Raw genomic sequence first — 13,838 nt, 5'->3', positions numbered from 1 at the left:
ATGTATTTGGTTATCAAGGTATGTTCAATCCTAGGTGACAACGGTTGACGCCTGATATCCATGCCCTAGAAGGACGTGGTTTTACGGCGCTAGATGATAAAAGTATTAATAATAGAAAACGCTCAGCTTTTGAGTATAACGAAGTTTGGTTGGTTTTTCATAATTCAACGGCTATAACAGCAAAAATACAACGATAATAAAACGAACCATCATGCTGTGATAGTAATTATGCTCAAGGCATCAATCATAAAAAAGACGCTAAGAATTATCTTAACGTCTCTATATAAAGTCGATTATCAGTATTAATAATTAAGGTTTTGCAGGCTTAACCAACTTCACTAATGGCGCATAGCCTGACTGCGGCATCACATCGACTGGAATAAACTGTAGCGCCCCGCCATTGATACAATAGCGCAGCCCGCCACGATCTTTTGGCCCATCAGGGAATACATGACCCAGATGTGAGTCTGCTACTCGCGAGCGAACTTCAGTGCGTACCATATTAAAAGCGGTGTCTTCATGCTGGGTAATGACTTGCATGTCAATCGGCTTGGTAAAGCTTGGCCAACCACAGCCAGATTGGTATTTATCAGTTGATAAAAATAAAGGCTCACCGCTCACCACATCGACATAGATACCCGGCGCAAATAAATTATCATATTCATGGCTAAAGGCGCGCTCAGTACCGGCATCTTGCGTGATATTGTATTGTGCTTTGGTCAAGGTGTTTTTGAGCGCGCCTTTATCAAATCCTGCGTAACGCTTAGGATTTAAAGTCTCAGCAACGGTACTTACAGGTGCAAGCTTGGTACGCGCAGTACCTTCTGGTTTATCATCGGCAAGGCTTAAATCAACATGACAATAGCCGTTTGGATTTTTTGCCAGATAATCCTGATGGTACATTTCAGCTAAGTAGAAATTGTCTAGCGGCTCATTTTCTACTACAATTTTTTGTTTATACTGGCTTTGCACACGTTGGAGGGCAGCATCAATCACTGCTTTATCTTCTTTATCGGTGTAATAAACGCCTGAGCGGTACTGCACACCGTGATCATTGCCTTGTTTGTTGAGGCTGGTTGGATCTATCACGCGGAAGTAGTATTTTAAGATAGTATCAAGGTCTGTTTTATCCGCATCGTAAGTGACTTTGACGGCTTCGGCATGACCTGAACCACGAATCACTTGCTCGTAACTTGGATTGGCGGTATCACCGTTGGCATAGCCTGATACAGCGTCGACCACACCCTCGACGCGCTCCATGTAAGCTTCTACGCCCCAAAAGCAGCCGCCCGCCAAGTAGATTGAGCGCGTATTAATCGCTTTGCCTTTATCGTTATAATAAACGCCCTCTTTTTGTTTGATGGTTTCAATCTTGCTGTTGTTGTCTAAGGTTTGCGCGTTTGCTGGTTTAGCACTCCCTGCTTTAAGCTCAGCAAAATCATTATTGGCATTTTCAGCAAGGGCATAGGCTTGCTCTGCCGATATATTGCCTTTCACCAAATGCACCAAGTTGCCGCTTTTATCGAGTATCGCCCAGCTTGGATAAACTTGCACACCAAGTTTATTAATCAGCTCGCCTGAAGCGTCAGACAATACTGGTAGCTTTGGATAGTCTGCTTGGACGCCTGCATACCAAGTGCTAAAGTCGCTATCGGCTTTTTCGTTTAGATGACCGGGACTGACAACAGTCACGACATTTAAATCAGCGAACTTGGGATCGGTGCGCCATTCTTCGGTTTCTGCCAACGTACCCAAACATAATGGGCACCAGCTTGCCCAAAATTTAATCAATGTCGGTTTATTAGGGTCAATGACTGCTGTGCCCGTGTCACCTAAGCCTTTTGTCAATTGCGGCAGCGCTCGCATTTGTCCAAGCATATCGGAAGGCAGCATGTCACGTGAGCTAGTCACTCCACTGTTTTGCTTGGCTGATTTAGTCGTGCTACTTGCATTGCTCTCCGCACTACTCATTTGTCCACAAGCGACCAATATGCCAGCACTCAGTACTGTCGTGACACCAACGGCACTAATGTTTTTTAGCCAACGTGATGAATCACATGGTGAGTCTGTCGCTAACTTATTAGTATGACTATGATCATTATGGCGAATTTTCTTATGCGGCATGCGAGGTCCTTTTTACGAAGTCTTACGATCATAAACTGAGTTTTTATGCTCGCTCATGATCTTCTTACGTAATCAATGAGAGTGGATAAATCAAGATTTTAGCAAAGCTAATACACTATTAGAGTATCTTAATAGTATACATCGATGATGGAGTTTACTTTAATAGTAACTAAGGGGTTGCTACACTTTTTTAACACCAGTGTAAGAATAATGATATAGACAGAAATCTATCATTTTGCAGGTGTAATTTATAAAACAGCATTTAAAAAAACGTCGTATTATTTTTAAATTAAATTTTGGCACGCATAAATTGCGCCACATACTCATCAGCTGGGTTGTGGCGTAATTCACTGGGTGTATCCGTTTGTACCAAACGCCCGCCATTTAAAATACTAATCCGCTGACCGACCTTAATCGCTTCATCGATATCATGAGTGATAAAGACGATGGTTTTGTTTAGCCGTGCTTGTAGCTCAAGTAGTTGGTCTTGTAATTGGGCACGAATAAGGGGATCAAGGGCAGAGAAAGCCTCGTCCATCAGCAATATTTGATTGTCGGTTGCTAAGGCACGCGCAAGCCCTACTCGCTGCTGCATCCCTCCTGACAGCTCATCAGGGTAACTTTTCTCCAAATTTGCTAGCCCAACTTCATTAAGCCAATGCCGAGCAACCTCGTGGCGTTCTTTGATACTCATTTTTCGCACTCGCAAGCCGTAAGCGACGTTTTGCAGCACCGTCATATGTGGCACCAAACCAAAATGCTGAAAAACCATACTGAGTGTCTGCTGGCGATAATGCTGTAGCGCTTTATCATTTAGCTCTAAAATATTAATAGCAGACGATGATCTTCCATTTTCTAATACATCAGCAGAGGGTTTGGCATTAGTGGAGGGCTTAGCAATAGTAGACGGCTTAGCATTAATAGAAGTATCAACCCATATTTTACCGCTGGTTGGGTCAATCAAACGATTGATATGGCGTATCAAGGTTGATTTTCCTGAACCTGACAAGCCCATAATACAATGCAGCTCACCTGCTTTAACGCTTAAATTGATGTCATAAAGCCCGACCGAATAGCCTGTTTGTTCCTTTACCTGAATACTATCCATACCTTCTGCTAGTAATGCCAATGCAGACTTTGCTTGCGAGCTATTGGCATTATAAATCTTGCTGATATTTTCCAATTGAATATGATTCATGATGGCTCTCATTTTTATTTTTCTAGTTATCATTATGATTAGGGCGTGTTGAACATTCGACCAGGGCACTGATAATTAACCAATGGGATGCCTGCCAGCATCGATGGTTTTTTGCCGAGCACGCTTGCCTTGACCGAACGCTTGGGTGATACGGTCAATGATAATGGCAACGATGACAATCGCCGTACCTGCTTGCAAGCCCTGACCGATATTAAGCGTTTGAATCGATTGCAACACATCTTCACCAAGCCCCGGTGCGCCAATCATAGACGCGAGCACCACCATAGAGAGCGACATCATCACCGCTTGATTCACGCCCGCCATAATACTGGGTAATGCTTGCGGCAATTTAATCCAAATGAGCAGCTGCAAGTGTGTGCTACCGAACGAGCGCCCTGCTTCGACCATCTCATGATTGACTTGGGTAATCCCCAATGTCGTCAGCCGAATCAGTGGTGGCAAGGCATAAATAATAGTGGCAAATAACGCAGGCACTTTGCCAATCCCAAATAACATTAATACGGGTATCAAATAGACAAAACTTGGCATGGTCTGCATCACATCCAGTATTGGCGTCACAACCTTGCGAAGAATTTTACTGCCCGACATAGCAATGCCTATAGGAATACCAATCACGACGGTCACCAACACTGATACGATGAGCAGTGCCAAGGTATCAATCAATGCGCCCCATAGTCCAAATGCACCAATGAGAAAAAGTCCTGCGCCGCATGCCAGTGCAAACCAGATTTTACGGACACCAAACCATGCCAATACGCTCACAAGCGCAATGATAAGCCAAGGCGGCATAGTGGTTAATAGACGCTCAATCGGTAGCAATAGATAGGTTAACGCCATGGTACTGACAGTACGAAACACATCGCCATAATTTTGGACAACGCTTGCTAATGTATTATTAAGCGGCGTCTCAAGTGACCAAGAAGGAAAGCTCGATAATGAGGTCGCTCGATTAGTGCTAGAGACGGTTGCATCTGAAGTGATAGCCTCGCCCGTTAAGCTGATGCCTAGCTTAGCCGCAAGGTTACTGGCTGCTTCATCAGACAACCATGCTTGCCAGACGCTCGGATATTTACGCAAAAATGCTAGTGCTTGCTCATCGCCACTGCGTTTATTTTCACTCATCTCCAAGATAGCACCATTGAGCTCATCGGAGCTAAACTGAACTTTTTTAAAGACATCAGCAAGCTCTGGATTGGATTCAATAAAGGGGGTAGATACTGCGATACCTAAAGGTGAGACAGGGAAGCCAGACACACAATCGGCGGTGCCATCCGCTCGTAACAAATCTTGCCAACAAGCGTCATCATGGGCAGGGAACTCTAATGGCGCAAAGTCATATTTTGCCATCAAGCCCGTAGGCTGCCAGTAATAAAACAGTAGTGGCTTATGTTGCTCAAAAGCAGAGGCAATCTCAGCGTCGAGCGCTGCCCCAGTGCCGGGATGGGCATTATTAAAGATACTGTCCAAACCTGTATTCTTCAGCAAGCGAGTATTGAAAATCTCACACGTCCAACCAGACGGACAATTCATAAAGCGTGATTTGCTAGGGTCTTCAGGATCTTTAAACAGCTCAGCATATTTAGGCAAATCTTGATAACTGCGTAGACCTGGGTTTTCTTCTAATACATATTTGGGTACATACCAACCTTGAGTTGCGCCGCCTTTGAGCGTATCACCGATGACTGCCACTTTATTCTGCTCGATGGCTTGTTCCATAATTGGCGAGCGTCCAACCCACTGCTCCCCAATCACTTGAATGTCGTTTTGTGACAATGCCGTTTCGAGTGCAGGACCAGCACCCGGCACCTCTTCAATTGTACAATCATAGCCATCTTCAGCGATGTACTTAAGCACCCCAGAGATAAACTGACCGCTCTCCCATGTCAGAGCGCCAAATTTGATTGGTGAGTCGCAGGCTGCTGATGCCGATACTGGCAGTAACAGCACGCTCATGCATAGTAAACTTAACGCAATCCATTGGCGCATAAGATGTCCTATTTATAATTTTTATTATGGAAATGAACGCCCAAGTCAATAACATTATTGCTTTACGCCAAGCGTGTATTGCTTTTGACTCATTCAGTCGTTGAAGACTAGACAACGTCTTCATCTAAAACTAATACTACTATCGTTTAGGCTCACTACAAAGTGTAGCGATTTATAGACAAGATGACAAATGCTCATTAATTTTTTATCGCTTACTTTTATACAAAAAAATAGCACCTATTGAGATAGATGCTGTTTTTTAAAGTTGCTTATATGATTGCTCACAATGATTAGGTATTTTTGTTTACTTGAACGAAAGTTATGTCAACTTTGCTCACTTTAGCATTTGTTATTTTAAAAACATTGCCATGGCTTTTTTAAACAACCCGCCATAAGGTGGCAACAACAAATTCAACCCATTTAACTTGGATTGTACAAATACTGGTTTCATATGGCTAAGACGCTCGAATCCCGCTTTACCATGGTAAGCCCCCGTTCCTGAATCGCCAACCCCGCCAAACGGTAAGTCATGCTGGGCAACATGTATCAGCACTTCATTAATACATAGGCCACCAGAGACCGTATTGTTACGTACTTTCTCTAGGGCGTTATAGTTATCACCAAAAACGTATAACGCCAGTGGGCGTGGTCGCTCGTTGACAAAATGAATGGCATCATCAAGCGTATCGTAATGCATCAATGGCAAAATCGGCGCAAAAATCTCTTCCTGCATCACATCACTATCGGGGGCAGGCTCACTCACGATGACAGGCGGCATTAGACGCGTTTCGATATTAGACTCAGCATCAGTGAGCTTATGGATCCCATCGCTCGATAATGCATCTAGATAGCCTTTGACACGCTTAAATTGCTCGCCATTGATAATACGTGAGTAATCTGGATTGCTCTCAATATTTGGATAGTGCTTTTCCATCCACTCTTTTGCTAAACGGATAAACTCTTCATGATATTGGCGCTGAATCAGTACATAATCAGGGGCAATACAGGTCTGACCCGCATTTAGTGTTTTGCCCATCATCACACGATTGACGGCGTTTTCTAAGTTTGCGCCCTCTAACACGACGACCGGTGATTTACCGCCCAGCTCGAGCGTGACGGGTGTTAAGTTAGGAGCCGCCGCCGCCATGACTTTTTTGCCCACAGCCGTAGAGCCCGTATAAAGCAGATGATCAAAAGGCAGCTCACTAAAAGCAACCGCAATGTCTACCTCACCCAGTACTACACAAATCATGTCTGGTGAAAAATAACGAGCAATCGCACTGGCAAATGCTTGGGCAAATTGCGGTGCCGCTTCACTCATCTTGATCATAACTCTGTTGCCAGCAGTGAGTGCATCAATCATCGGTCCTACTGCTAAAAATAACGGATAGTTCCAAGGCACCATGATACCAACCACGCCCAATGGCTGAGGCTGGATTTCATTATGAGCTGGCATATACAGCGCTGAAATAGAAGCCCGCTGAACTTTCATCCATTTTTTACCGTGCTTTTTGGCATGACTGATACCAGTAAAGCTAGGAAACAACTCGGCAAACTGGGTCTCTGATTCGCTACGATAACCAAAGTCGGCACTGATCGCTTTGGCGAAACTGGCTTGGTTATCGCTAAGCATGACTTCTAGACTGTCTAGTTGGGTTTCACGAGTGGCCCAGTCATTGATTGGCTGCGTGCGACTGAGTGTTTGTAAGCGTAAAAATTGCGCTCGCATCTCATCAACCGTATTAGCAATACTAGGCGATTTTGGCGCAGGTTGCTGCAACATATCCGTGTCGATTGAGGTCTGCTCATTCATGTTTTGATTATTATCTGTCATTTATCTTCCTTGTCATCTGCGTTGGAGTCAATATACTCTATTGGGTTAGAGACTCTGTATTTCTAGGGCTTATCCTCATTTTAAAAATGGTGATAAACATGAGATAAATTGCCGTCAAACAAGGAAAGTAGCGCAAATAATATCGAGATATTAAGAAGCTATTTGACGATGTTTGGCAAAATTTAGCCATTTTCAGCCCATTTAGAAAGTAATCTATTGAATTAAGGACACGCCCTAATCAGCGGGTTGCATTGATGGCAACCCCTGAACATAAGTAATGCGATTCCATTCATTGCACTTTAATGTAGCGCATCAACGAATCAATGAACAGCACATTAAGTTGACTCCTGCGTCTGTATGAAATAAGTGTCTATAAACACGCATCACAATGCTAGAAATTTCATATTAAGCACTGAGAACTTTTGCTTATTATGGCTACTCCGTTAGGGCATTTATCAGTGTTTTGATTGTTGAGTTTTACAGCGTGACCAGAGATAATCTTGGGTACCAATCGCAAAAACTGCTACACTCACTATCGATATCACGACTAAATATCAGTGATACACCTCTTCGAACCAGACCACAATAAGACTGCGACTCTCATGCAAAACACCACGCAACAGCTTAATGACACACTGATCAGCAAATCTCTAACAACAGCCGATTACGTTCCCACTCTCGATGCGATGCTAGCACGTACACTTGCACGTATTGACTTAAAAAAACAGCAAGGACTGCGCACACCTGACGAATTATGGATTGTCGATCACAATGATGTGTATACTTTAGGGCAAGCAGGTAAAGAAGAGCACATCTTGCAACGTACCAATACGCCTATTATAAAAACGGATCGCGGCGGTCAAGTGACATGGCATGGTCACGGGCAGCTGGTTATTTATTGGTTGTTCGATTTGAATAGCTTGGGCTGGAGTGTGCGCAACTTGGTCTCGCATGCCGAGCAAGCAATCGAAGACGTCATCAATGACTGTTTGCAAAATCCTGCTTCATCAGACACAACAGCCATCAGCGCCCATGCGCGCCGTGACGCACCCGGTGTTTATCTATATGCTGATACATCTGTAGCGGATGATAAAATGATGCTTGGAAAAATGGCATCGTTAGGCTTCAAAATTAAACATGGATTTAGCTATCACGGTATCGCGCTTAATTTAAATTGTGACTTATCCGCATTTAATGCGATTAATCCGTGCGGCTATGCGGGGATGCAAATGTTACGGTTATCCGACTTTACGGCTATGCAAAAAGAGTCAGATGAACAAACTGGTGAAGCCTTAAGCTATGAACAAGTGACCCAAAAACTTATTGATAACATTGCTAAGCGTCATGCTGGACTCATTGAGCTACGCGCACTCGCACCCAAGTGAGGTCTTTAGGTCCGTTTTTGCATAATCTTTTTTTGCATAATATCGTGCACGCTTAGACTTAAGCATTGTGAGAAAATTTGAGTCAAACTTGTTATAATCGCAGGCGGCACATATTGGGCACAGTGATAATATCGCAGTGCCGCAACGTTATTCTTTTATCATCACTTATTATTCAAGCACTTAAAACAAAAGCAAATTGGAGTACTTTATGGCAGATTTTAACAAAATTTTGGACGCAGGCGATGTAGACGGCGGCATTATCAACGTAGTAGTAGAAATCCCAGCTGGTAGCAGCCATAAAATTGAGTGGAATCGTGAACTGGCGGTATTTGAGCTTGATCGTATTGATCCACAGATTTTTGCCAAGCCTTGTAACTATGGTTTTATACCGCAAACGCTTGACGAAGATGGTGATGAGCTTGACGTGTTATTGCTGACTGAGCAGCCGCTACCAACTGGTATTTTCTTAAAAGCCAAAGTCATTGGTGTGATGAAGTTCGTTGATGATGGCGAAGTCGATGACAAGATCGTCGTCGTACCTGCTGACGACCGTGATACAGGCAACGCTTATAACAGCCTAGCGGATCTACCAAAGCAGCTAATCAACCAGTTAGAGTTCCATTTCAGCCACTATAAAGATCTGAAAAAACCAGGCACTACGGTCGTTGAATCTTGGGGCGACGTTGCAGAAGCAAAAGAAGTCATCAAAGAGTCTATCCAACGCTGGAAAGACCTATAGGCTATCAAAAATTGGCAGAAATGCTAATAAAGGATAGCTATTAAAATGCCGCAGTCATTATCGTGATTGCGGTATTTTTTTGATTGAATATTACTGCTATAAAATGGTTATAATAATCAACACTATCGATGCCTATTTTTCATATCGCCATAAGGACAGTCATGTTTAACCCCGACCCTAGCTCAAAACCAGTCAACCCAAAGCTGCCAAGAGACGTCATCATGATGATCGAAAAAAACAATTTAGTGATGGCGATCAAAACTTTGGCGGCAGATGAAGACATTAGTATGGATGACGCCAAGAATAGGATTGATGCCTATGAGACACAACTAAAGGTGAAGCAGCAGCAAAAACTCAACACTATCGCCAGCAAGCAAGGCATTCCTAACCATGCTATTAGCTTTGATAGAGAGCAAGGTGCTGAGGATGAAGCTGGACATCTGATAAAAAATCGCGTCAAAACGACTAAGCAAAGTCGAGGATTCAAGAGTCTACAAAATGGTGTGGACAGCCAGCTTAATGATTTAGGCTATAAAAAACCGCTGATACCCTATTGGCTGAAACGGCTATTGGTGATTGCCATCATTATGGCTGGATTATTTTGGATATTATGGCGAGTATTTGGTTAAATAGGACAGGATATCGTCGTGTTAATTTTTTTATAGTCTGTTATAAGTGGTTCTGTTATATCAGTCTGTTTTAAGTAGTCTACTAATACGCATGAGGGCTGAAATAACTGGTTTCTTTGAGGTATAGCCTTTTCTAATATCTCTATTACTTTAAATATGAACAAAGGACATCAAGATGAATAAGGAACTACCGAATGATAATACTGGAAATGCATTGCAAAGATTAAAAGATGATGGAACAGATTTGACAAAAATGATCGAAATAGATTTTTTTATCTCAGTACCATCTGAGAGTTTTGGAATCTTAGTAGTAGAAAAAATTAAGGAAGCTTTACCAAATACTACTTTCAGCATTGAAGAGGAAGAAGATGATTTTACATGCTATTGTAAAATATCCATGATTCCTAACTATTATGATGTAGTAGAAACTGAATCATTACTGAATGCTATAGCAGAGCCGTATGGTGGTTATATAGATGGTTTTGGATCTTTTGGTAATTAAATCAAAAACCAACCTTTGAGTTATATTGAACAAACTGTAGAGATAAACCTTATAGATTTTAATCAAACAGCTCAGTAGTCATAACCTATACTGTAAATTTCATAGTCATGAAAGTCATATCTAAAACTAGTAGTTCGACTCCTGTATAGCGCACCGATCACAGATAGAATATATATGGTAAGTACACCATGAAGTATACTGCGACTATTTCAGTGGGCAAAACCATTGATACTATTAGCTTACAGCCGAGTGTTCAAGTCCTCACTAGGAAACCATAGCCTTAATTTTTTCTGAAAGTATTCTTTTAGACACATGTTTTTTTAGACTGAAATATGCATAAAAAACAGATGAGATTACATGTAATTTACTTTATTTATTCTGTTCAAGATCTTTTAGTATGGCACAATCGGCGTTTGCATCACCTGAGCAATGATCAGCTGAAATCTGTAGTGAGCTCACCATATCTTGCAATTGAGCTATTTTTTGGTTCAAAGTTGCGATATGTTGCAGTGTCAATTGTTTAACATCAGCACTCTGCCGATCTGTATTTTTCCGCAAATCAAGCAACTCTTTCATCTGTTTGGACGAAAAACCTAAATCACGAGCCTGTCTTAAAAAGCATAAGTCTTTTATATCTTGTTTAGAATAGATTCGATATCCTGAATTTGAGCGTTTTGCGGCATCAAGTAACCCAATCTGTTCATAATAGCGGATCATTTTGGGAGAGATTCCTGATTGCTCTGACGCTTGACCGATATTCATAACTTTCCTCCTGATATAAAAAGGGTTAAAGCCAAACGGGTACTTTAACCCTATATTAACAGTTCTACGCTTTAATCACGGGCACCTGAAAGTACTTTAAGCGTAAGGCATTACCTAGTACAAAAACAGAGGATAGCGCCATTGCGCCTGCTGCAAAAATAGGTGACAACAAAATTCCAAATGCTGGATATAAAACCCCTGCGGCAATTGGAATTAAAGCAATGTTATAGAAAAATGCCCAAAATAGATTTTGTCGAATATTTTTGATGGTAGCCTGACTTAAAGCAATCGCATTAGGAACCCCTTGTAAACTACCTGACATTAACACTACATCTGCGGCTTCAATTGCCACATCTGTCCCTGTGCCAATTGCCAGTCCGACATCAGCTTGAGCAAGAGCGGGTGCATCATTAATACCATCACCAACAAAAGCCACTCGTCCATATTGTTGTTGCAGTTGACGTATTGCATCTACTTTTCCATCAGGCAACACTTCTGCGATCACTTGATCAATATGTAATTTTGCTGCAATAGCTTGCGCAGTATGCCGATTGTCCCCTGTAATCATTGCTACTTTTAAGCCCAGTTGATGTAAACCTGCAATCGCGGCATAAGTGGTGTCTTTAATGGGATCTGCAACGGCAATAATAGCAACCAATTTCTGATCAATCGCGACATATATGGGGGTTTTAGCTTCTTGTCCTAAGTGCGCGGCTTCGTCTTTAAAGGGAGTAACATCAAGTCCTAATTGCTGCATATAACGATCAGCACCAATATGAACGGCTTGACCTTCAACTCCTGCTTTGATTCCAAATCCCGTCACAGAGTCAAAAGTGGTAATCGGCAATAAGCTAATATTCTGTTGCTCTGCGGCCTGAACAATGGCTAAGGCAATGGGATGTTCAGATTTTGCTTCAACCGATGCCACAATACGCAAGACTTGCTCACGTTCGAACCCTGGTTGGACATAAAAATCTGTTAAGGTTGGTTTGCCTTCAGTCAATGTGCCAGTTTTATCGACAGCAATGACTTTTACTTCCTGTAAAGCTTGTAACGCTTCACCTTTGCGGAATAAGACGCCCATTTCTGCGCCGCGACCTGTACCAACCATTATGGATGTAGGGGTTGCCAATCCCATTGCACAGGGACAAGCAATGATTAGGACGGCAACGGCGTTGACGAGACTAAACGTCAACGCAGGGTCAGGACCAAAGATAAACCAGACTATAAAAGTGAGCATTGCTAAGAGCATGACCATGGGGACAAACCACATAGTGACTTTATCAACCAATGCCTGAATCGGTAATTTAGACCCTTGAGCCTGTTCAACCATGCGAATGATTTGTGCCAATACCGACGATTCTCCGATAGCAGTCACCCGAAAATTTAAGGTTCCATTCTGATTGACTGTTCCTCCGACCACTTGATCACCGACTTGTTTTTTGACAGGAACGGGTTCACCTGTAATCATGGATTCATCAATATAACTTTGACCTTCAATTACTTCACCATCGACTGGAACACGCTCACCGGGACGAATCTCAACAATCGTTTCTGTGGTCACCTCTGCAATCGGTACTTCAGTCACTTGCCCATTGTGGTGAACACGTGCTGTTTTTGCTTGCATACCCACTAGATGTTGAATGGCTTGAGAGGTACGCCCTTTGGCTTTTGCCTCGAAATAACGCCCTAATAAAATTAAGCTCACAATCACAGCCGCCGCTTCGTAATACACATTCACAGTACCCTCAGGTAGAACTTGTGGAATAAATGTTGCGACTAGCGAAAAACTATAAGCCGCCAGTGTTCCAACAGCCACCAATGAATTCATATCTGGAGCCAAGCGCCATAATGCTGGAATACCTTTTTGATAAAAACGTCGGCCTGGAAAGATGAGTACCAGCGTGGTCAAAACAAATTGAATCAGCCAGCTTTGTTGCGTGCCGATATTGTCCATGACCCACATATGAAAAGCTGGAATCATATGTGACCCCATTTCTAGAATAAAAACAGGCACGGCTAGAATTAAAGAGATCATCAAATCTCGTTTCAGCTGTTGCTGCTCCGTGGCTTTTTTATCCTGTCGAACACGTGCATTCTGCTCAATCTGCTTAGCCGTGTACCCCGCTTTTTTAACGGCTTGAATCAAATCGCTGCTCTGTACTTGAGCGTTGCCTTGTACCCATGCGCGTTCAGTAGCAAGGTTGACGTTTGCTTGTTGTACGCCTTCAACTTTTTTTAAGGCTTTTTCTACCCGTCCAACGCAGGAAGCACAAGTCATACCTTCTATCGACAGCTCAATCGGCTGAGAGGCCAAGACCTTATAACCGGCTCGTTCTACGGCTTTGGTTGCTGCGATAAGATCTAAAGGTTGAGACGAGGAAATCATGGCGTTTTCAGTCGCAAGATTCACCTCAGCATTTTCAACACCTTCAACTTTTTTTAATGCTTTTTCCACCCGCCCCACACAGGAAGCACAGGTCATACCTTCAATGGGTAATGTTTCATTGTAAAGATAAGACTTACTATTTTCTGAGTTCATAACATCCTCTATCATGTTCAATCTGTTATCAACAGCATAGAGGTTGACATGATGGTAAGGTCAAGCGTGTTTTTTTAAAATATGTTTGACATTACCATCAAGACAAGGCTTAAGCT

The 13,838-nt window shown here is 42.7% G+C and carries 10 protein-coding genes; 4 read left to right on the top strand and 6 right to left on the bottom strand.

Annotation, left to right across the window (positions count from 1 at the left end):
- Positions 1–309: 309 nt before the first annotated feature.
- The 4 genes from msrAB to JMW64_RS05825 form a co-directional block, all read right to left on the bottom strand.
- Positions 310–2,124 (bottom strand): bifunctional peptide-methionine (S)-S-oxide reductase MsrA/peptide-methionine (R)-S-oxide reductase MsrB, encoded by a 1,815-nt coding sequence (gene msrAB / locus JMW64_RS05840; RefSeq protein ID WP_087814394.1) that lies wholly within the window; start codon positions 2,122–2,124, stop codon positions 310–312.
- Positions 2,125–2,413: 289 nt separating this feature from the next.
- Complete coding sequence (locus tag JMW64_RS05835) at positions 2,414–3,322, bottom strand: ATP-binding cassette domain-containing protein (RefSeq protein ID WP_087814393.1); 909 nt, start codon at positions 3,320–3,322, stop codon at positions 2,414–2,416.
- Between the two features lie 75 nt (positions 3,323–3,397).
- Positions 3,398–5,329, bottom strand: a complete 1,932-nt coding sequence (locus JMW64_RS05830) for a glycine betaine ABC transporter substrate-binding protein (RefSeq protein WP_176393037.1) — start codon at positions 5,327–5,329, stop codon at positions 3,398–3,400.
- Positions 5,330–5,678: 349 nt separating this feature from the next.
- Entirely contained in the window at positions 5,679–7,163 is a 1,485-nt protein-coding gene (locus tag JMW64_RS05825) for a coniferyl aldehyde dehydrogenase (RefSeq protein ID WP_176393036.1), read from the bottom strand.
- Between the two features lie 602 nt (positions 7,164–7,765).
- Here JMW64_RS05825 and lipB point away from each other — a divergent pair.
- The 4 genes from lipB to JMW64_RS05805 all read left to right on the top strand — a co-directional run bounded on the left by lipB (position 7,766) and on the right by JMW64_RS05805 (position 10,418).
- A complete protein-coding gene (lipB, locus tag JMW64_RS05820; RefSeq protein WP_087814392.1) occupies positions 7,766–8,548 on the top strand; it encodes a lipoyl(octanoyl) transferase LipB in 783 nt (260 codons plus the stop codon).
- 208 nt (positions 8,549–8,756) lie between these two features.
- Positions 8,757–9,287, top strand: coding sequence for an inorganic diphosphatase (locus tag JMW64_RS05815; protein WP_010198287.1), 531 nt, complete (start codon positions 8,757–8,759; stop codon positions 9,285–9,287).
- 161 nt (positions 9,288–9,448) lie between these two features.
- Entirely contained in the window at positions 9,449–9,916 is a 468-nt protein-coding gene (locus tag JMW64_RS05810; protein ID WP_087814391.1) for a hypothetical protein, read from the top strand.
- Positions 9,917–10,091: 175 nt separating this feature from the next.
- On the top strand, positions 10,092–10,418 hold the full coding sequence (locus tag JMW64_RS05805) for a ribonuclease E inhibitor RraB (RefSeq protein ID WP_087814390.1): 327 nt from the start codon (positions 10,092–10,094) through the stop codon (positions 10,416–10,418).
- Positions 10,419–10,787: 369 nt separating this feature from the next.
- On the opposite strand, the gene cueR is transcribed toward JMW64_RS05805, so the two are convergent.
- Positions 10,788–11,180 carry a Cu(I)-responsive transcriptional regulator gene (cueR, locus tag JMW64_RS05800; RefSeq protein ID WP_087814389.1) on the bottom strand — a complete coding sequence of 131 codons (393 nt, stop codon included), beginning with the start codon at positions 11,178–11,180 and terminating at the stop codon, positions 10,788–10,790.
- Positions 11,181–11,244: 64 nt separating this feature from the next.
- Positions 11,245–13,722: a heavy metal translocating P-type ATPase gene (locus tag JMW64_RS05795; RefSeq protein WP_109590098.1), complete on the bottom strand. Its 2,478-nt coding sequence runs from the start codon at positions 13,720–13,722 to the stop codon at positions 11,245–11,247.
- Between the last annotated feature and the right edge of the window lie 116 nt (positions 13,723–13,838).

It is taken from the genome of Psychrobacter immobilis (assembly GCF_904846065.1).
Classification (GTDB): Bacteria; Pseudomonadota; Gammaproteobacteria; order Pseudomonadales; family Moraxellaceae; genus Psychrobacter; species Psychrobacter immobilis_H.
Note: the sequence above shows the minus strand (reverse complement) of the source record. Positions and strands in the feature narration are given on the sequence as shown.